The organism is Staphylococcus simiae, assembly GCF_002902085.1.
GTDB classification, from domain to species: Bacteria; Bacillota; Bacilli; order Staphylococcales; family Staphylococcaceae; genus Staphylococcus; species Staphylococcus simiae.
The window spans coordinates 76224-98605 of sequence record NZ_PPQR01000002.1 but is presented as its reverse complement, the minus strand read 5'-3'; the positions used below and the strand labels follow the sequence as shown (position 1 = coordinate 98605).

The 22382-nt window shown below is 34.4% G+C and carries 16 protein-coding genes, 2 tRNA genes, 1 riboswitch and 1 other annotated feature; of the genes, 1 reads left to right on the top strand and 17 read right to left on the bottom strand.

Annotated features, from left to right (window positions below):
• Positions 1 to 200: 200 nt before the first annotated feature.
• From CD113_RS00455 to hutH, 12 genes are all read right to left on the bottom strand, one after another.
• Positions 201 to 273: transfer RNA gene (locus tag CD113_RS00455), tRNA-Asp, on the bottom strand.
• A gap of 5 nt (positions 274 to 278) precedes the next feature.
• A tRNA-Glu gene (locus CD113_RS00450) sits at positions 279 to 353 on the bottom strand.
• Positions 354 to 850: 497 nt separating this feature from the next.
• Positions 851 to 2134, bottom strand: coding sequence for an adenylosuccinate synthase (locus CD113_RS00445; protein ID WP_002461665.1), 1284 nt, complete (start codon positions 2132 to 2134; stop codon positions 851 to 853).
• A gap of 279 nt (positions 2135 to 2413) precedes the next feature.
• The gene (gene dnaB, locus CD113_RS00440) at positions 2414 to 3814 is read right to left on the bottom strand and encodes a replicative DNA helicase (RefSeq protein ID WP_002461663.1); all 1401 of its coding nucleotides are present in this window, start codon (positions 3812 to 3814) and stop codon (positions 2414 to 2416) included.
• Positions 3815 to 3845: 31 nt separating this feature from the next.
• Positions 3846 to 4292, bottom strand: coding sequence for a 50S ribosomal protein L9 (rplI, locus tag CD113_RS00435; RefSeq protein ID WP_002461662.1), 447 nt, complete (start codon positions 4290 to 4292; stop codon positions 3846 to 3848).
• Positions 4289 to 6256, bottom strand: coding sequence for a DHH family phosphoesterase (locus CD113_RS00430; RefSeq protein WP_002461661.1), 1968 nt, complete (start codon positions 6254 to 6256; stop codon positions 4289 to 4291). The genes rplI and CD113_RS00430 overlap by 4 nt, the downstream gene beginning before the upstream one ends.
• Before the next feature lie 14 nt (positions 6257 to 6270).
• Positions 6271 to 7209 (bottom strand): YybS family protein, encoded by a 939-nt coding sequence (locus CD113_RS00425; protein WP_002461659.1) that lies wholly within the window; start codon positions 7207 to 7209, stop codon positions 6271 to 6273.
• Between the two features lie 357 nt (positions 7210 to 7566).
• Positions 7567 to 8535 carry a homoserine O-acetyltransferase MetX gene (gene metX, locus CD113_RS00420; RefSeq protein WP_002461658.1) on the bottom strand — a complete coding sequence of 323 codons (969 nt, stop codon included), beginning with the start codon at positions 8533 to 8535 and terminating at the stop codon, positions 7567 to 7569.
• 57 nt (positions 8536 to 8592) lie between these two features.
• Positions 8593 to 8691, bottom strand: a riboswitch (SAM riboswitch).
• Positions 8692 to 8899: 208 nt separating this feature from the next.
• Complete coding sequence (locus CD113_RS00415) at positions 8900 to 9229, bottom strand: AzlD domain-containing protein (protein ID WP_002461656.1); 330 nt, start codon at positions 9227 to 9229, stop codon at positions 8900 to 8902.
• Complete coding sequence (locus CD113_RS00410; protein WP_002461654.1) at positions 9226 to 9918, bottom strand: AzlC family ABC transporter permease; 693 nt, start codon at positions 9916 to 9918, stop codon at positions 9226 to 9228. The genes CD113_RS00415 and CD113_RS00410 overlap by 4 nt, the downstream gene beginning before the upstream one ends.
• A gap of 448 nt (positions 9919 to 10366) precedes the next feature.
• Entirely contained in the window at positions 10367 to 11653 is a 1287-nt protein-coding gene (serS, locus tag CD113_RS00405; protein WP_002461653.1) for a serine--tRNA ligase, read from the bottom strand.
• Between the two features lie 145 nt (positions 11654 to 11798).
• Positions 11799 to 11991, bottom strand: a binding site (T-box leader).
• 84 nt (positions 11992 to 12075) lie between these two features.
• A complete protein-coding gene (hutH, locus tag CD113_RS00400) occupies positions 12076 to 13581 on the bottom strand; it encodes a histidine ammonia-lyase (protein ID WP_040800851.1) in 1506 nt (501 codons plus the stop codon).
• A 360-nt stretch (positions 13582 to 13941) separates the two neighbouring features.
• Here hutH and CD113_RS00395 point away from each other — a divergent pair, with 360 nt between their 5' ends.
• A complete protein-coding gene (locus CD113_RS00395) occupies positions 13942 to 14754 on the top strand; it encodes an NAD(P)H-hydrate dehydratase (protein ID WP_002461649.1) in 813 nt (270 codons plus the stop codon).
• A 56-nt stretch (positions 14755 to 14810) separates the two neighbouring features.
• Here the strand turns inward: CD113_RS00395 and gyrA are convergent, their stop codons facing one another.
• From gyrA to dnaN, 5 genes are all read right to left on the bottom strand, one after another.
• Entirely contained in the window at positions 14811 to 17492 is a 2682-nt protein-coding gene (gene gyrA, locus CD113_RS00390) for a DNA gyrase subunit A (protein ID WP_002461648.1), read from the bottom strand.
• A gap of 35 nt (positions 17493 to 17527) precedes the next feature.
• Positions 17528 to 19462, bottom strand: a complete 1935-nt coding sequence (gene gyrB, locus CD113_RS00385) for a DNA topoisomerase (ATP-hydrolyzing) subunit B (protein WP_002461647.1) — start codon at positions 19460 to 19462, stop codon at positions 17528 to 17530.
• Positions 19463 to 19471: 9 nt separating this feature from the next.
• Positions 19472 to 20587: a DNA replication/repair protein RecF gene (recF, locus tag CD113_RS00380; RefSeq protein ID WP_002461645.1), complete on the bottom strand. Its 1116-nt coding sequence runs from the start codon at positions 20585 to 20587 to the stop codon at positions 19472 to 19474.
• Positions 20584 to 20829: a S4 domain-containing protein YaaA gene (gene yaaA / locus CD113_RS00375; protein ID WP_088177445.1), complete on the bottom strand. Its 246-nt coding sequence runs from the start codon at positions 20827 to 20829 to the stop codon at positions 20584 to 20586. Before yaaA ends, recF begins: the two co-directional genes overlap by 4 nt.
• Positions 20830 to 21182: 353 nt before the next feature.
• Positions 21183 to 22316 carry a DNA polymerase III subunit beta gene (dnaN, locus tag CD113_RS00370; RefSeq protein ID WP_002461643.1) on the bottom strand — a complete coding sequence of 378 codons (1134 nt, stop codon included), beginning with the start codon at positions 22314 to 22316 and terminating at the stop codon, positions 21183 to 21185.
• Between the last annotated feature and the right edge of the window lie 66 nt (positions 22317 to 22382).

The following is a 22382-nucleotide window of genomic DNA, read 5'->3' as shown; positions in this document are numbered from 1 at the left end:
TATAGTTTAACACCTTATTCAAAAAAATTAAATTGAACGGTTTAATTTAGTAATGCTTATTTTATTTATAAGCACTTGACTAATCGTAGGAAATAGAGCACCTATCATAGTTGCATGGTCATAAACAACTATGCCCTATACAGTAGCATATGACGTTAAAAAGACATAAAAAAATGCCTACCCTGTTGGGTAGGCATATACGGTCTCGACGGGAATCGAACCCGCGATCTCCTGCGTGACAGGCAGGCGTGTTAACCGCTACACTACGAGACCTAAAATGGTGACTCCTACGGGACTCGAACCCGTGTTACCGCCGTGAAAGGGCGGTGTCTTAACCGCTTGACCAAGGAGCCGTTCTTAAGCACAAGATAGATTATAGCACAGCCAAACTTCGCATGACAAGATATTTTTTACATAATTTTATTGTTATTTTTTAATTACTGTTATAAGTGAAAAATTGCAATTTATTGGTATTCAATTTATTATCATTGCATCTTGTTTAAAGTATTTTTTGTTTGAATAACATCTTAACTCACACTTTATTACATCTCAACTTTCTCGATACCTCTTATTAATTAACAAAGTCTCGATTTCGAAACTAGGACAAAGCACATAATACACTGAATTGAAAATATCGGGCAGTAACTATCTAGACGATATAACATTGATAAATTAACATCTTATCACTATAGTCCTTCTTACCGAAGTCGGATGATCACATCATTTTCTACAAGTTCTATCTCAACATCTATAAGTTCTGCCTCGTTATCTATAAGTTCTGCCTCGTTATCTATAAGTTCTATCCCAGTCCATAAAGGCAAAATAAAAAATCCTCCGTAGAGGATTTTTCTTACCATAATTCTGTTAATAAGTTTGTTTGTTCTCTATCTGGGCCGACTGAGAAAATTGAAATTTGTACATTACATAGTTCTGAAATACGTTCTAAGTATCTACGTGCATTGTCTGGTAACTCTTCTAATGTACGTACTTGTGTGACGTCTTCTGTCCAGCCTGGTAATTCTTCAAAGATCGGCTTACAACGTTTTAATTGATCTAAGTTAGCTGGGTATTCTGTAATTTCTTGTCCATCTAACTCATAAGCTGTACAAATTTTAACAGTATCTAATCCTGTTAACACATCGATTGAGTTAATAGATAAATCTGTAATACCACTTACACGACGTGCATGTCGTAAAACAACTGAATCAAACCAACCTACACGACGAGGACGTCCTGTTGTCGTTCCATATTCACGACCAACTTCTCTAATATGATGTCCATCGTCATCAAACAATTCTGTTGGGAATGGGCCATCTCCAACACGTGATGTATAAGCTTTACATACACCAATCACTCTTGATACAAATGTTGGACCTACACCGCCACCAACTGTAACGTTACCAGCAATTGGGTTACTTGATGTAACGAAAGGATATGTACCATGATCGATGTCTAACATCACGCCTTGTGCACCTTCAAATAATACTTTTTCATCTGCCATAAATGCATCGTCTAATATTTTTGGTGTATCAACAACAAATTCTTTTAAACGTTGACCTGCTGCATAATATTCTTCAAAAATGTCATCAAATGATGGGCATGTTTCATTGAACATACCTTTAAAGTAAGCTTCTTTATATTCAATATTTGCTTTTAAAAGTCTTTCAAATGTGTCTTTTTCAAGTAAATCAGCCATACGAATACCGATACGTTGTGCTTTATCTACGTATGCTGGGCCGATACCTTTTTTAGTTGTACCAATTTTATTGTCGCCACGTAAACGTTCTTCATATTCATCTTGAGCTAAATGATATGGTAAGATCACTTGTGCACGATTTGAAATACGTAAATTACTTGTTGAAATGCCACGTTCATTTAAACCGTCTAATTCTTTTAATAGTGCAACTGGATCAACAACGACACCATTACCGATGACTGCTAACTTATCTTTATAAAAGATACCAGATGGTACTAAATGTAATTTATAAGTTTCTCCACCAAATTGAATGGTATGTCCTGCATTATTACCACCTGAAAAGCGTGCAATAACATCTGCTTGCTCTGCTAAGAAATCTGTAATTTTACCTTTTCCTTCGTCTCCCCATTGTGTCCCAACTACTACGATTGATGACATGTGAGCACCTCCAAGTTTTTCTCGATTAACCATTTGATATTCTACCAATATAAAACCTATAATGCAAATAAAAATCGAACATTAAATATTGGATATCTAACCAAAATTAATTATCTCATTTTTTACTATTAAAGTTATAAAAACGTTGTCATAACAATCGTTACAGACATTTTGCGCTTTAATCAATATACAAACTTAATAGAATATACTTTGAATATAACAAAATAAAAACCGTACAATAAAACTAAAATTAAGTTTATTGTACGGATAAAAATATTTTTACATCATATCAGCATGTGCGTAATCAATATCTGTAAATTTATTATATTGTTTCATAAAGTGTAGTTTCACGGTACCTGTTGGGCCGTTACGTTGTTTAGCAATAATAATTTCAATTTCACCATTTTCATCATTCGTTTGTGGTTCGAAATTACTATCATCATCGTCATCTTCTTCACCGCCACGATTATAGTAATCATCACGATATAAAAAGGCTACGATATCAGCATCTTGCTCAATAGACCCAGACTCACGAATATCACTCATCATTGGTCGTTTATCTTGACGTTGTTCTACACCACGTGATAACTGACTAAGTGCAATAACCGGACATTCTAGCTCACGTGCTAATGCTTTCAGTGTACGTGAAATTTCAGAAACTTCTTGTTGTCTGTTATCGGAGAAACGAGAACCGCTACCTTGAATCAATTGTAAGTAGTCAATCACAATCATATCTAGGCCATGTTCTTGTTTTAGTCGACGACATTTAGAGCGTAAATCATTAATACGGATACCTGGTGTATCATCAATAAATATCTTCGTACGTGATAATTTACCAACCGCAATCGTGAAACGACTCCAGTCTTCTTCAGTCATTGTCCCTGTTCTCAAGCGGTTAGAGTCAACATTACCTGAACTACATATCATACGTGTTGCTAATTGGTCGGCACCCATCTCTAGTGAGAAAATACCAACTGTGTACATACTTTCGTGTGTCGCAACTTTTTGTGCGATATTAAGCGCGAACGCAGTCTTACCTACGGATGGTCGTGCCGCTAAAATAATTAAATCATTACGTCCAAACCCAGCTGTCATTTGGTCTAAATCACGATATCCAGTTGGAATACCTGGTGTTTGACCGCTATTTTGATCAAGTTCTTCTGCTGTTTCATATACTTGACCTAAGACATCACGAATATCTTTAAAGCCATCACTTTCTCGTGATGACGATAATTCAAGTATACGTCGTTCAGCATCACTTAATATTTCATCTAATTCTAGTTCTTCATTATAGCCATCATTCGCAATACTATCAGCGGTTTGAATCAATTTACGTTTCAACGCATGTTTAGCCACAATATCTGTGTAATATTGCACATTTCGCGTTGTCGGTACATTCGTTGATAGCTCTGCTAAATATTGAGGACCACCCGCTTCATTCAACGTACCATCGCTAGATAATTGATCCATCAATGTTACAACATCAATGTCTTTAGTATCTTCATTTAAGTGCATCATCGCACGAAAAATATGTTGATGGGCTCCTCTATAAAACGACTCAGGAAGTAGCACTTCCTGAGTAGTATTAATTAATTCTGGATCTATAATGATGGAACCTAAGACAGATTGTTCAGCTTCATTGCTATGTGGCATTTGATTTTGCTCATACATTCTATCCATGATTGATTACACCTCTTATTTCAATCCATCTTTATTGTTCAACTGTATGGACACGAATTGTACCTTCTACTTCTTTATCTAATTTAACTGGTACATTGGTATATCCTAATGAATGGATACCATTTGGTAAATCCATTTTACGTTTATCAACTTTAATGTCATGTTGTTCTTTTAAAGCTTCAGCAATTTGTTTCGTACTTACTGAACCAAACAATTTGCCACCTTCACCTGTTTTAGCAGAAATTTCAACTTCGATGTTTGCTAATGTTTCTTTTAACTTTTTAGCATCTTCGATTTCTTGTTGTCTTTCTTCTTTAGCACGTTTTTTTTGTAATTCTAATTGTTTAAGATTACCAGGTGTTGCTTCTACAGCAAAATTCTTTTTCAATAAGAAGTTGTTAGCGTAACCTACTGGCACATCTTTGACTTCACCTTTTTTACCTTTACCTTTAACATCTTGTGTAAAAATTACTTTCATGCGTCTTCACTCCTACTTAATTGTTCTGTAATTGCTTGTTGTAACTGTGCGATTGCTTGTTCTACTGTTACGCCTTTAAGCTGTGTAGCTGCATTAGTTAAATGTCCGCCTCCACCTAGTGCTTCCATGGTTAATTGTACATTAACTGAGCCAAGTGAACGGGCAGAAATACCAACTAAATTATCTTCACGTTTAGCAACAACATATGATGCTTCAATACCTTCTAAACTTAACAATTCATCAGCTGCCTGTGCAACTGTGACAGGATGATAAATTTTATCGTCTGAACCATGAGCAATGGCTATACCGTTATCTTCGACTTGCACCGTACGAATTAATTCTGAACGATTGATATACGTATCTACATCATCTTTTAAGAAATGTTGCGTTAAGATGGTATCCGCACCATGTGCACGTAAATAACTTGCAGCATCAAATGTTCTTGAACCTGTACGTAATGTAAAGTTTCTAGTATCAACGATAATCCCTGCATACATGACAGTTGACTCGAGTCTTGTTAGACGTTGTTCTGTCGGTTGATACTCTAATAACTCTGTAACAAGTTCTGCTGTAGAACTTGCGTATGGCTCCATATAAACAAGTAATGGATTAGAGATAAAGCTTTCGCCACGTCTATGATGATCTATCACCACTTTACGATTCGCTTTATTTAAGACATTTTCATCTAAGACAAGTTCTGGTTTATGTGTATCTACAACGACTACGGTCGTCTTAGAAGTCATCATATCCCATGCATCATCAGATGTTACAAAACGTTCTCTTAATTCTGGTTTCTTATCAATTTCATTCATTACTCGACGAAGTGTTGGATCAATATCTGACTCGTTTAATACAATATAGGCTTCTAAATTGTTCATCATCGCAAATCGAGATACCCCAATTGCTGCCCCTATCGCATCTAAGTCTGGACGTTTATGTCCCATAATAATGACTTTGTCACCTTCAGCTAAAATATCTTTTAAGGCGTGAGAAATTACTCGCGCTCTTACACGTGTACGTTTTTCCATTGGGTCAGTCTTACCACCATAGAAACGCACATTACCGTTAATATTCTTGATGGAGACTTGGTCACCACCACGACCTAGCGCTAAGTCTAATCCTGATTGTGATAACTCACCTAAGTCAATTAAGTTCTCCGTACCTTCACCGACACCAATACTTAGTGTTAATTGTGCACGGTAACCAACACTTTTTTCACGTAACTGACTTAAAATATCAAAGTTGGATTTCTCTAAATCTGCTAATATTTTTTGATTCAAATACGCAACGAATTGATCTGAACTATATCTTTTAAAGAAGATATTATACTCTGAAGCCCAGCGACTGATGACACGTGTCACCATAGAATTAATTTCAGAACGTTGTGTATCGTTCATATTTTGTGTGATTTCATCATAATTATCTAAGAATAACGTTGCGATAATTGGTTTCGAATTTTCATATAATGTATGTGTATGTGCTTGTTCTGTCACGTCAAAGAAATATAAACAATGATCGTTTTCAGAATAACGTACATTAAAATGATATTGATTGTACTCTATTTGCAGTTCTTTCACTTTTTCTAATTGTTTTAAAATATTTGGAAATACTTCATTTACAGATTCTGATATCACATTGGTATCTAAATGCTCAGACATAAACTGGTTAACCCATTCTATGTGATCATTCTTATCTAGAATGACCATACCAATTGGTAAATGCTTTATCGCTTTATTGTTATTAGCTGATATTACCGCACTTAAATGATCCACATAATTATCCATTTTCAGTAGCGCTTTTCTAAATAATATAACGCTCACGATAATCATCACGATAAGAATTGCCGAAGCAATCAAAGCTACAATGCTATTAAAGATAAACCATACGCCCATTAAGACGATGGCTGTAATGATCATGATGACAAATGGTATAAGTAAAGCTTTCTTAGTGGATTGCCGATTCATTATTCCACCTCTATTCACTTTTTAAAATTATTCTTCATCATACGTTTTAAATTTAAACTTAAATCAATGATACCAAGTAAGCCTACGATATGTGTCGCAGGTGTAAGTATTGTTCCGATGACCATTAATAGAATGGTTACTACATTTGGTATGCGTTTTGCTTTACCAAAGAAGTGAATGACACTTAAACCTTGGATATACATCACTAATGATAACACAAGTTCAAAATTCAAAATAATACTCTGGAAAATACTTGGTTCATTCGTAAACATTAGACAAATTAAGACAATAATATACACCCACAATAAAACTGGGCTAATTTGCCAAGCAAATAGTGGTTTGAATATTGGTGTTGCTACTTTAAATTTTCGTAAAATTGGAAATGTAATCATTAAATTAATTAAGACAATAAGAAATGTAATCACAATGAGGTAACCAGGAAGTTGTGCTGTTGTCTGTCTAAATCCTTCTTCCATGATTTGTCTCATATTTGCATCTGCACCACTCATCATTGCCGCTTGATGTAAAGCATCTTTGAATGGTTTGACTAACACTGCTGATGTTGGAATTTTATCGAAAGTTTGTAACAACATAAATCCAATCAATGAGATAACACTCATTGAAGCCGTCGTTACGTAAAGAATACGTTCTTTAGATGTTCGTTCTTTTAATAATTGGCCAATGATTAAACTTGCAATTAAAACTAACACAATAGTACTTAGGACAAATGTATTACCGAGTACTGTCGTTAATACCACAGTAAGTAATGCAGTTATACCAAACGATTGCGTAGATTTGTTCCATAACACTATACCCGGAATTGTTGCAAACAAGCATAATACTAGCCCTAAACCAGGTATTAGATATAAAGCTACAGCAACAATTAATAATGAAATAATTGAAATTATTGTAGCTTTAGGTTGTATTTTTGAAAACACATACGCCACTCCCATATTTTTAACTATAGCTATCATTTTAACCTCTTTGCTACAATTTCACAATTAAAGGAATTTGGTTTGTATAACATTTCATACAATATAATTTTGATGCTACTTATTATAGTAATTAGGCAGTGCTTATTTGAGTGATATCATATGCTATTCTATTCATTAATATTGCTATATCACTTATTTACTTTTAAAGTAGCAGCTACGGAAGTGGGACAGAAACAAATTTTATTTTGTAATTGCACCATGGCCCACACTGACTAAATTTTAAAAACGTTGATTTATCAAAATTTAGAAACCAAACAGTTACTGCTAATTGATTAAATTTAAGTGTCAAATACCTTTTATCCCAGGATCATAAAGTCATTTACGTTTAAAATGCTTTAAATTTAGAAAATGATATAAGTTAGGTGCCCATCGATTAAAATTAAGTAGGAAGCCATCATGACCAACATTATCTGGCACAAAGAAATGGCGATGATATTTAAAACGTTCGCCTAATGCTTTCACTTGGTCATCTGGATATAACAAATCATCGATGAATCCCATTGTTAAAACTTTGGTATCTATTTGGCTAAATACTTGATCTACATCTTGTCGACCTCGATCAATATTATGACTATCTAAGACATCGAGTAGTGTGATATAGCAATTCAAATCGAATTGTTGTTTAAATTTATCACCTTGATATTGTTGGTATTCTACGACTTCGTCTGGTGTAAAGCGTTGATCATAACTTTTAGATGAGCGATACGTTAGGAAGCCAAGTTGTCGAGCTATACTTAACCCTTCTTTACCACCAATATGTATGGCTTGACGTGCTATTTCATTAAATGCTCTACTATACGACGACGTTTTGTCTGTGGCTGCTAAAATAACCGCTTTATCCACAGTAAAACGTTGATTATAGAGCATTTCTATCGCTTGCATGCCACCTAAACTACCACCGATTAAAATATTAATGTTTTCATACCCAAGTGCTTCTATGCCTAATTCATTAGCTCTAACAATATCTCTTAAAGTAAGATGACGCGGAAAATCAGGATCATTTAATGGTGAGCTTGAACCAAACGGGCTACCTATCACATTAAATGTTAAGAATTGATAATCGTTAATCGGCATATAACCACCATCAATAATTTCTCTCCACCAACCATGGTTATCATCAGTACCATAAGTTAGATGGTTTCCAGTTAAAGCATGACAAACTACAACTAATGGCTGTCCTTGATACCCAACGTGTTCATATCGTAATTGTAAATTATTAATTACTTCTCCAGATTCAGTTGTAAATTCACCTAAATTCAAAGTATCTACCGTGTAATTTGTCATCATACTTTCCTCCTTATTAAAAAAACTTCCTACCCAATGAACAGTAAGAAGTTTGTGTACTTATCATTCGAGTGATTCGTTGGTCTTAGCACCGTGCTAAAAAGTCGGTTGCTGAAGTATCATCGGGCCAAGTCCCTCAACTTCTCCTAATAAGATATATGCAATTGTTAAATTTTAATTATTTAGTACAAATCAGTCTTGCTGGGGAGTCTATGAAATATTGTTCAAATTATTTGTAACCAACTCCCATTTTTGAAAGATACTAACACACTGTTGTGATAATTATTCCATGCTGTCACAATTATTATTCTGAATTTTCTAATTACTAGTATTTTAACTAAGTTAGCTATGTCGTTCAACCTATTTAAAAGAAAAATCTAAGTAATGCCATGACAACAATGCCGCCAACAATGGTTATCGTTAGACTTCTAGAAATGATAGCTAGCAATAAAGTTGGAACTAACGCAATGACATAAGGCATATTTAACGTGTAACCATGACCATGCATTGGTTGCTGTATTATTGAATCTATGACGAGTGCTGTGAATAATGTGATAGGAATAAATGATAGCCATTGTACAACTTTATCAGGTAGATGAACTTTGGAAATAAGCATAAATGGCACAATTCGAATGATGAGTGTGACTACGCCACATAATAAAATAAGTATGAACATATATGTAGAAATCGTCATTTATCCATCACCACCCCTAATGTTGCTGCTAAAACAGCTGAAATTAAAATTGCAACGTATGAAGGCATCATTAAACTCAATATCAACATCATAACAATAACCACAACAATTAATACGACATAAATACGAAATCTTGATTTTGTTATTGATTCAAATTGAGCAATTCCTAAAAAGACAAACATTGCAGTAATGGCAAAATCTAAACCAAGCATTTCTGGATTTGAAATATATTTACCAAATAGAGCACCTGCAACACATGACACTGTCCAAAATAGATAGGCTGTAATATTTAAACCGTGTAACCAGCGATCATTAATTTTTTCTCCTTTTAAATACGGTGTAATTGCTACTGCAAATGTTTCGTCAGTAACTAATGAACCAAGACCTACTCTATTCCAGAAATTATATGTTTTATAATTGGGTGCTAAAGACATACTTAATAAGAACATTCTAGAATTGACTATTGCTGTCGTGAGAATAATGGCAGTCATAGGCGTGCTAGCAATCACCAGGGCACAGACAATAAATTGTGCTGCACCAGCGTATATAATGAGGCACAGTAAGATAATTTCTAAAATACTAAAATTTTGTGAAGCGGCTACAATACCAAATGAAATTCCCACACCTGCATAACCTAGTAATGTTGGAATACATTCTTTAACACCTTGTCTAAATGTTAAATGCGTCATTTATACTGTACCTCCTTTAATTAATTTTTTATGACAATGTAAAAAGAATATACCTAGTCTAATATATGGTTAGTAGATGCGCAATAACTTTAGACTTCGGTTTGTGTGAAGTTAGACATACATCAGTCTAAAAACTTTGATTTATAGAGTCTTAAAATTTCAGAATTTTTCGTTATTAATTTAGACTTACCCGAGGTTATTTTATTAATATTGGGATGTTATCGTTTGTTTTTTGCTTCAATAATTGGGTTACTCCCCTCCCCTATTGTTGTATTTATAAATTGTCTACCTCATCAGTTAACATCATTTCCATTGTGAATTTCTTCTGACTTTAACTATATTCTCCATCATCATCATAACTATGATTGCACATAAAAATACTCTTAAAGTCATCGACAAATGTATCGATAACTCCAAGAGTATTGAATCAGTTGCTTTAAATTAAGACTTATTTAATTGGTTTTGAAATTTGAGTTTTACCACCCATAAATGGTACTAATGCATCTGGAATTGTTACTGTTCCATCTTCATTTTGGTAATTTTCAACGATAGCAGCAAATGTACGACCAACTGCTAAACCACTACCATTTAATGTGTGTACTAATTCTGGTTTCGCAGATTTATCACGTTTGAAACGGATATTTGCACGACGTGCTTGGAAGTTCGTACAGTTTGAACATGAACTAATTTCTTTATAATCATTGTAACTTGGTAACCATACTTCTAAATCATATGTCTTACTTGCACTAAAGCCAATATCACCAGTACATAGTATGACACGACGGTATGGTAATTGTAACTCTTCTAAGATTGCTTCAGCATTTAAAGTCATTTCTTCTAATGCATCCCAAGAATCTTCTGGTTTTTCGAAGCGCACCATTTCAACTTTATCAAATTGGTGTAAGCGAATTAATCCTCTTGTATCACGACCAGCTGAACCCGCTTCACTACGGAAACATGCAGATTGTCCTGTGAATTTTTCAGGTAAGATATCTGGTTGAATAATTTCATTACGATAGAAGTTTGTTAACGGTACTTCTGCCGTTGGAATCGTATATAATCCTTCTTTTTCTACTTTGAATAAATCTTCTTCGAATTTTGGTAACTGACCAGTACCATACATTGTGTCAGCATTAACAAGTTGTGGTACCATCATTTCTGTATAACCATGCTGTGTTGTGTGTTTTGTAATCATATAGTTCATTAAAGCACGTTCTAATTGAGCACCTTCATTTGTTAAATACACAAAGCGAGCACCTGATACTTTTGCTGCACGATCAAAATCTGCCATTTTTAATTCTTCTACGATATCCCAGTGTGCTTTTGGTTCAAATGTAAATTCACGAGGTGTACCCCATTTTTTAAGCTCTACGTTATCTTCATCTGATGCACCTTGTGGTACGTCATCACTAATTAAGTTAGGGATACGACAAAGAATTCCTGTCATTTTATTATCTATATCATTTAATTGCTCATCTTTTTTCTTTATGTCATCGCCTAGTGAACGCATTTCGGCAATAACGTCATCAGCATTTTCTTTATTACGCTTTTTAATAGCGATTTCTTCACTGACTTTATTACGACGTGCTTTCATTTCTTCTGTTTCAGCAATTAATTTACGGCGTTGTTCATCTAACTCTAATACGTCATCGACAACTTTTGGATCATCTCCACGTAATTTAATTTTGCTCTTAACTGCTTCAGGTTCATTTCTAAATAATTTTAGATCTAACATTAACCTTCATCCTTTCCCTTTGAATATCTTTTTTATTGGGGGCTAACACTAATTGGTACTCTGACAATTGAGACTACTACTATTCATCTAAGTTGCTTAACTACCACTGTATTTATTATGACAAATAAAAAAAGACCACATCCCTACAAGGGACGTGGTCTACGCGTTGCCACCCTATTTAACAATTTAGTTTTAACTAAATTGCACTTCACTAAAATAACGGTTATGACCGATTGTTCTCATATAGTAGGTAGATTCATATAAATATTGATTCTTGTTCACACTAACCACAAGCTCTCTGAAATCAATTTATTTATATTACTTATCCTACGAACAATAACTTTATTAAGTTATTTTTAATATAGCAAACTACGCTTGTATTTTCAAGTGATTCTCTTAGTGTTTATTGCTACTATTTAAATTTATAACTGTCTGTATGCATCGTCTCTTAAATATTGTGTTACCGCTTCTATATCTTTATGGAATTGACGATCGTGTGTAATAGCTGGCACTATTTTGCGATATTCTTCAAATTTTTGGCGTGTCTTTGGTGATAATTTATCTACACCTTTTAACTCTGCCGCTTGTAATGCAATAATACATTCAATTGCTAACACACGTCTGGCATTTTCAACAATTTGATAACCATGTCTAGCAGCTGTTGTTCCCATAGAAACATGGTCTTCTTGATTGGCTGATGAAGTGATAGAATCAACACTCGCTGGGTGTGCTAACGTCTTATTTTCAGAAACTAAACTAGCCGCTGCATATTGCATAATCATCGCGCCACTTTGTAGCCCTGGCTCAGGACTTAAAAATGCTGGCAAGTCTCCATTTAATTGTGGATTAACTAAACGTTCTAATCGACGTTCTGATACATTTGCTAATTCACTAATACCTAGTTTTAGATGATCTAAGGCAAATGCAATAGGTTGTCCATGGAAGTTACCTCCTGAAATGACAAATGTTTCATTATCTTCTTCAAATATTAATGGATTGTCATTAGCTGCATTCATTTCAAGCTCTAATTTCTCTTTAACATAATTAAATACTTGGAAACTTGCACCATGTATTTGTGGAATGCAGCGTAATGTATAGGCATCTTGTACTCGTAATTCTCCTTGTCTCGTTGTTAATTGAGAATCTGCTAACCACTCTCTCATACGTGCCGCTACATCGATTTGTTCTTGGAAATTACGTACTGCATGTACTTCGTGACGATATGCATCTGTAATACCATTCAACGCTTGATGTGTGAGTGAAGCAATCCATTCTGCTTGATAGCCCAAATTTTCTGATTCTATGTAACTAATGACGCCTTGTGCAGTCATTGCTTGTGTACCATTGATAAGTGCTAAACCTTCTTTAGCTTGTAATTGTAGTGGTTGTCTACCTAATTGTTGTAATACGTATATACTGTCTGTTTCTTCATTTTGATAATATACAGTACCTTCTCCGATTAATGCTAAAGCAAGATGTGATAACGGTGCTAAATCTCCAGAGGCACCTAATGAACCTTGTGATGGTATAACGGGAATGATACGTTCGTTAATAAAATATTGTAATTGATCCACAAGTTCTACAGTTGCGCCTGAATGCCCTTTTAATAAAGTATTCAAACGTAAAATCATCATAACAAGTGCTACTTCTTGTGAAAATGGTTGTCCAACACCACATGCATGTGAACGAATTAAATTAACTTGTAATTCGTTGTATTGACTTGGATCGATTAATACATCACTAAATAAGCCAAATCCAGTTGTAATACCATAAACAGTTTCTTTATTGTCGATAATACGTTCAACGACAGCTCTACTTTTTTTAACACGTTCAAGTGCTTCATCACTAATTGCTACACGTGATTGATGTTGTAAAAAATGAGCTATGTCCTCAATTGTCAATGTTTGTCCATCTAAATTCAATGTCATCATAGATGATACCCCCTTGTGATATATAATCTATCACTTTGAAGTATACGTTTTCATTATTGTAGAAACAATGGTTTCAGCCATATTTATACTCTATTATCAGACTACTAATGTGATGTATTAAAGTAATGTTATTAGTTGTCTTAACCCATATGATGAATGTCACAACTTACCTATTGACGAAATGCTGTTACAGGTATAGTATTTTCTATTGTATTTAATGACTCTATATTATAATGATGCACAGCATTAAAGTAGTGGTAGTGCTTCTAAAAGATATAACATAGGACAAACTTCACTTCACAATTACTCACGCGCTAGATGGGTAATGATTACTTTTATAACGGAGGTTATATCATGATGGAAACGTTAGATTCTATTAACATTCCTAAACGAAAAGAAGATTCACATAAAGGTGATTACGGTAAAATTTTATTAATAGGTGGATCTGCTAATTTAGGCGGTGCCATTATGTTAGCTGCACGCGCATGTGTATTTAGTGGTAGTGGATTGATTACTGTTGCAACACATCCTAACAATCACTCTGCATTACATTCTCGTTGCCCTGAAGCTATGGTTATTGATATTAATGATACGAAAATGCTCACTAAAATGATTGAAATGACAGACAGTATCTTAATCGGACCAGGACTAGGTGTTGACTTTAAAGGTAATAATGCCATCACGTTCTTATTACAAAATATTCAACCACATCAAAATTTAATTGTTGATGGTGATGCAATTACAATTTTTAGTAAACTAAAACCACAGATTCCAACATGTCGTGTGATCTTCACACCTCATTTAAAAGAGTGGGAACGTTTAAGTGGTATTCCTATTGAGGAACAAACATATGAACGTAATCGCGAAGCGGTTAATCGCTTAGGTGCAACAGTTGTACTTAAGAAACATGGTACTGAAATTTTCTTTAAAAATGAAGATTATAAATTAAAAATTGGTAGCCCAGCTATGGCAACAGGTGGTATGGGTGATACATTAGCTGGTATGATTACTAGTTTCGTTGGTCAATTTGATAATTTAAAAGATGCTGTCATGAGTGCTACTTATACACATAGCTATATCGGTGAAAATTTAGCTAAAGATATGTATGTCGTTCCACCATCTCGACTAATTAATGAAATTCCATACGCTATGAAACAGCTAGAAAGCTAAAAAACATAAAAATAAGACTTCCCTCAATGATAGGGAAGTCTTATTTTTATTTGTTGTTATTCTTCTTCATTATCTGATGATTGTTCCATGTCTTCTTCGACACGTTCCATAAAGTCTTGTCTAATTTCAATACGTTCATCTGTCTCATCGTCGTCATTACTTTCAATGTTCTCTTCAATGATTTCTTCAGTATGGACAGTATTACCAGGTGTTTGATCTTCTACTACAGTTTCACTAATTACATCTGTACCATCTGCAGTATCTTGTTGTTCATTCACTTCTACAACTTCTTCTTCTGGCTCTTCTCTAACTTTTGCTACTGTAGATACAAATTGACCTTCACCTAAACGAATCAAACGTACACCTTGTGCTGCACGACCATTTTGTGAAATATCAGCTACATCTAAACGGATAATCACACCTGCGTTAGTAACAATCATTAAGTCTTCTTCACCAGATACTGTTGTAATACATACTACATTACCATTGCGTTCAGTAATTGTTGCTGTCTTAATACCTTTACCACCACGATTTGATAAACGATACTCATCTACTGGCGTACGTTTACCATAACCATTTTCGGTAACAACAAGTACTTCATCCACACTATCAGTATGGGCAACATCAAGACCTACAACTTCATCACCTTGACGAAGTGTAATACCTTTAACACCTGTTGCTGTACGACCTAATGGACGTAATGTTGATTCTGAGAAACGAATTAATGACGCATGTGCTGTACCGATTAAGATATCTTCATCGCCACTTGTTAAGCGTACTGCAATTAATTCATCATCTTCTTTAAATGAAATTGCAATCTTACCGTTTCTATTAATACGTGAGAAGTTACTTAGTCGAGAACGTTTGACAATACCACGTTTTGTTGCAAATACTAAGAAATCTTCTTCACTTTCCAGATCTTTAACAGCAATCATTGTACTAATATTTTCATCACTATCAAGCTCTATAGCATTAACTACAGGTATACCTTTAGACTGACGTGATAACTCAGGTACTTCGTAACCTTTAAGTTTATAAACACGTCCTTTGTTAGTGAAGAATAACACATTATCATGTGTACTCAATGTTACAAGCTGACTAACAAAGTCTTCTTCCAATGTATTCATACCTTGTACACCACGGCCGCCACGATTTTGGGAACGATATGTAGATACAGGTAATCGTTTAATATAGTTATTATGACTAAGCGTAATAACAATTTGTTCTTCTGGGATTAAGTCTTCGTCTTCTAAATCTTCAAAACCACCAAGTTGAATTTCAGTACGACGCTCATCACCGTATTTCTCTTTGATTTCAGTCAATTCATCTCGAACTAATTGTAGTAACACTTCTTCATCAGCTAAGATAGCTTCTAACTCACTGATATAATTTAATAAATCATTATATTCCGCTTCAATCTTGTCACGTTCTAGACCTGTCAAACGTCTTAAACGCATATCTAAAATAGCTTGAGCTTGTTTTTCACTTAATTTAAAACGTGTTTGTAAGCTTTCCATTGCTACTTTATCTGTTTCAGATTCACGAATCGTTGTAATAATTTCATCAATATGATCAAGTGCGATACGTAAGCCTTCTAAAATATGCGCACGATCTTTAGCTTTTTTCAAATTATATTCTGTACGACGACGAACAACTGTCTTTTGATGTTCTAAATAGTGTACTAAAGCTTCTTTAAGGTTGATTAACTTCGGTCTACCATTAACCAACGCAATCATATTAACACCAAATGATGTTTGTAATGGCGTTTGTTTGTATAAGTTATTTAAAATAACACTCGCATTGGCATCTTTACGAACATCAATAACGATACGTACACCAGTACGTAAACTTGTTTCATCACGTAAATCAGTGATACCATCGATCTTCTTGTCTCTTACTAATTCAGCAATTTTTTCAATCATACGTGCTTTGTTAACTTGGAAAGGTATTTCTGTAACAACGATACGTTGACGACCTCCACCACGTTCTTCAATTTCAGCACGTGAACGCATTTGAATGGAACCTCTACCAGTTTCATAAGCACGTCTTATACCACTTTTACCTAATATAAGTCCTGCTGTTGGGAAGTCTGGACCTTCAATATCTTCCATCAATTCTGTAATAGAAATGTCTGGATCCTTACTTAAACTTAGGACACCATTGATAAGTTCTGTTAAGTTATGAGGTGGTATATTTGTTGCCATACCTACCGCAATACCAGAAGCACCATTTGCTAATAAGTTAGGAAATCTTGCAGGTAAGACTGACGGCTCTCTTTCATTACCATCATAGTTGTCTATAAAATCAATTGTATCTTTGTTGATATCTCGTAACAATTCAAGCGTAATCTTTGTCATACGTGCTTCAGTGTAACGCATTGCTGCTGCACCATCGCCATCCATTGAACCAAAGTTACCTTGACCATCTACAAGTGGATAACGATAACTAAAATCTTGCGCCATACGTACCATTGCTTCGTATATAGATGAGTCACCGTGTGGGTGATATTTACCCATTACGTCACCAACAATACGTGCTGATTTCTTGTATGACTTATCTGGTGTCATACCTTGCTCATTCAGACCGTATAAGATACGTCTATGAACTGGTTTTAATCCATCTCGAACATCTGGCAACGCACGCGCTACGATAACACTCATCGCGTAATCTAAAAATGATTCACGCATTTCATTGGTTATATTTCGTTCATTTATTCTTGATTGAGGTAATTCAGCCATCAAGAGATCCTCCTTCAAATTTCAGTTCATCTGACTTAGAAGTCTAAGTTGGCATAAACTGCATTATCTTCAATAAATTGTCTACGGTTTTCTACTACATCACCCATTAACATTTCAAATGTTTGGTCTGCTTCTATTGCATCTTCTAATTTAACTTGTAGTAGTGATCGGTGTTCTGGGTTCATAGTTGTATCCCACAATTGATCTGCATTCATTTCACCAAGACCTTTATAACGTGCAATTGACCATTTAGGTGTTGGATTAAGTTCAGCTTTAAGTTTATCTAACTCTCTATCGTTAAACACGTAATATTTTTGCTTACCTTGTGTTAATTTATATAGCGGTGGTTGTGCAATATAAACATAACCAGCTTCGATTAATGGTCTCATAAAGCGATAGAAGAATGTTAGTAATAATGTTCTAATATGTGCACCATCTACATCGGCATCCGTCATAATGACAATCTTATGATAACGTGCTTTTGATAAGTCAAAGTCGCCACCAATACCAGTACCAAACGCTGTAATCATTTGACGAATCTCGTTATTGTTTAAAATTCGGTCAAGACGCGCTTTTTCAACGTTTAAAATTTTACCACGCAACGGTAAAATTGCTTGTGTTCTTGAATCACGACCTGATTTTGTAGACCCTCCGGCAGAGTCACCTTCGACTAAGAAGATTTCACATTCTTCTGGTACTTTACTTGAACAATCTGCTAATTTACCTGGTAAACTTGCCACATCTAACGCTGACTTACGACGTGTCACTTCACGTGCTTTTTTAGCTGCTACACGGGCATGTGATGCCATAATACCTTTGTCAACAATGACACGAGCAACTTGCGGATTTTCATATAAAAATCTTTCAAAGTGTTCTGAGAATAATTTGTCTACAATTTGGCGAACTTCGGAATTACCCAATTTCGTTTTAGTTTGACCTTCGAATTGTGGATCACTATGTTTGATAGACACAATGGCTGTCATACCTTCTCGAGTATCTTCACCTGTTAATCGTTCTTTATCTTCTTTCATAATCTTACTATTAAGACCATAGTTATTTAATACACGTGTTAATGCTCGTTTAAAGCCATCTTCATGTGTACCACCTTCATACGTATGGATGTTATTGGCATATGTTAATAAATTCGTTGCATAACCAGAATTATATTGGATGGCAATTTCAACTTCGACATCATCTTTTGATTGATGAATATAGATTGGCTCATCATATAATGGCTCTTTATTTTCATTGAGTAGTTCAACGTAAGATTTAATACCACCTTCATAGTGATATGAGTCTTCTCTGATGTTTTCTTTATCACGTTCGTCTTTTAGGGTGATTTCAATGCCTTTGTTTAAAAATGCTAACTCTCTAATACGTTGTTGTAATGTTTCATAGTTATAAACTTGTGTTTCAGTGAAAATGCTGCCATCTGCTTTGAAACGAATTGTTGTCCCTGTTACATCTGTTGTACCTACTTCTTTTAAATCAAATTGAGGTACACCTTTTTTGTACGCTTGATGGTATATTGTGTCGTTTCTATAAACGTATACTTCTAAATCTTCTGATAAGGCGTTAACTACTGATGAACCTACACCATGTAGTCCACCAGAAACTTTGTAGCCTCCGCCACCAAATTTACCACCAGCATGTAAAACAGTTAAGATAACTTCTACTGCAGGACGTCCCATTTTTTCTTGAATATCTACAGGTATACCACGTCCGTTATCTGTTACTTTTATCCAGTTGTCTTCTTGAATGATAACTTCAATTTTGTTGGCATATCCTGCTAAAGCTTCATCAATACTGTTATCGACAATTTCCCAAACTAAGTGGTGCAAACCTCTTTCAGAAGTTGAACCAATATACATACCTGGTCTTTTACGAACCGCTTCGAGACCTTCTAGTACTTGTATCTGCCCAGCACCATAATTTTCCGTGTTGTTTACATCTGACAATGCAGTCACCATCACTTTCTGTTACTTTATAATTTCGCCTTGATTAATACGATACAATTTAGCGTTATTCATTATTTCATGATCAATACCATCTACAGATGTCGTTGTGACAAATGTTTGTACTTTATGTTGAATAGTACTTAGCAGATGTGTTTGCCGTGAATCGTCTAACTCACTTAAAACATCGTCTAACAGCAATATTGGGTATTCCCCAACTTCAATATTCATTAGCTCGATTTCCGCTAATTTAATAGACAAAGCTGTCGTACGTTGCTGTCCTTGCGAACCATATGTTTGTGCATCCATGCCATTGACACTAAAGCCTAAATCATCACGATGAGGTCCAAATAAACTGATACCTCTTTCTTTTTCTCTTTGCATATTGTCACTCAGTATCGTCATAACTTCTTCAAGTAAGACATTGTCATCTTCAGTTTCATTACTAAGTTTAAGACTAGGCAAATAGTTTAAAGAGAGTATCTCTTTGTTATTCGTAATGCCTGCGTGTATTGGTTTAGCTAAAGTTTCGAGTTCTTTAATAAAATGTGCACGTTTGGTCGTAACCTTTAATGCATATTCTGCAAACTGCTGATTCAATACTTCTAACATCGTTATATCTGTCTTTTGACCCATTTGCAGTTGTTTTAAGTAGTTATTCTTTTGCTTTAAAATACGTTGATATTGTGTTAAATCGTTCAAGTAAACAGCAGAAATTTGACCCAACTCCATATCAATAAAACGTCGTCTTATTTGAGGAGAGCCCTTGACGATATTTAAATCTTCTGGCGCAAAAAGAACCACGTTGAGATGACCAATGTACTGCGTTAGTCTGCTTTGCTCTAAGTGATTCACTTTGACTTGTTTACCTTTTTTAGTTATAAACATCGTTAATGGCATTTTGCCATGTCTGTAACTAAGTTCACCTTCTATTTTAGCATACTCAGCATCGAAACGTATGAGTTCCTTATCGTTACTCGTTCTATGACTTTTTGCTAATGCCAAGGTATAAATTGATTCTAATAAGTTTGTCTTTCCTTGTGCATTTTCACCGATTAGGATATTAACATCAGGATGACAGTTAAGAGTAACTTCCTCGTAGTTACGATAATTTTCTAATTGGAGTGTATTTAACTTCATTGTTCACCTTGATGAATGATTAAAAAAGCACCAGTATCTTCAGGCAATTCAGGGATATCTATACGATCGTTATGTTCTAATTTTTTACCACGACGTGTTTCTCGTACCCCATTGATCAAAACTTCAAAGTCTTGTAAAAACCATTTTGCTTGGCCACCTGACTCTATAATACCTTCTGTTTTAAGAAATTGACCTAAATTAATATCGCCTTCTACTACAACTTGTTGAACCAAAATAATCACTCCGTTTCTTTGTATGTCATCAATATATTATACCTTTTTTTGACACAAATTTCATTTAAAATAGCGCTTGAAATCGTTTACTTATTGATAATTAATTTGAATTTAACATTAGCTTTTAAATTTTCAATAGCACTAGTGATAAATAAGTAATCATCCACACTTTAGCAATGTTATTTTACACTTATACATTTTTGCCATTTTAAAGGCCTTTTTAGCGCATTTATTTATTTTACGTTCTATTTATCGATTTATATAAATTATTTTTATATCGTAGCTCTAAATGGCTTTTAAGATCAAATTAAAAAAGAGTTAGGACAACATCATTTATGTCCTAACTCTCATCTTTTGTAAATCTAATATGTTCTAATTGGTAAAATCAATTGAGTAACTGAATCGTCACCTTTTGGTTTTAAGATGAACGGTTTCATAGTACCGAAAAATTCTACGTCAACTTCATCATTATCAATGGCTTTAAGTGCATCCATCATGTATTTAGAGTTGAAAGAAATTTTTAAGTTGCCACCTTCTACATCATTAGCATTAACTTCTTCTTTCACTGTTCCAATTTCAGGTGAAGTTGATGATAATTCAACAACATCATTTCCAGTACTTAATTTAATAACATTGTTGCCACCTTCTCTTGCTAATAATGATGCACGATCAATAGCATGGTAAAATTCACCGTTATCTATACTTAATTTAATTTCATAATTTTCAGGGAATAAACGCGTTGTATCTGGATAATGACCTTCTAATAAACGTGAAATAAAGTTGACATTACCTACTTTAAATAGCACTTGGTTCGAAGCGAAGAAGATATCAATTTCATCTTCATTATCAGACATAATTTTATTAAGTTCAGCTAAAGCTTTACCTGGAATGATGACATTTTTATTTTCAGAAGCATCTTCCAATTGCAATTTCCTTACAGCCAAGCGGTGTGAGTCAGTCGCTGTGCATATTAATTCATTATCTTGTATAAGCCAGTTGACACCTGTTAACACCGGGCGTGTTTCTGAGGTGGACACTGCAAAGTTTGTTTGTGCTATGACATTTTTTAATACTTTTACTGATAATTGAATCGCATCATCTCTTGAAACTTGTGGTAATAATGGGTATTGGTCTGGATCTAATCCACTTAAATTAAATTCAGAATGACCTGATGTTATTAACGTTTGGAATTGTTCATTAGTAGATAATTTAACGTCTTTACCAGGTAGTTTTTTAATAATATCGACAAAGAAACGACCAGGAAGTACTACTGAGCCTGTTTCTGTTATATCGACTATATCCTCACCATCAACAGTTTTAGGAATAGTGATTTCAATTGATATTTCTGAATCTGATCCAGTTAAAATAACTTCATTATCTTTGGCATCAATTTTAATACCAGTCAAAATTGGTAATGTTGTTCTTGGTGATATTGCTTTTAATGTGTCATTTAATTGATTAATAAAATAATCACGTTTAATTGAGAATTCCATCATTAAATAAAACTCCTTCCAGTCGTTTATATATAATTATATAGGTTTTAAGTTCTTAGTAATAGTAGT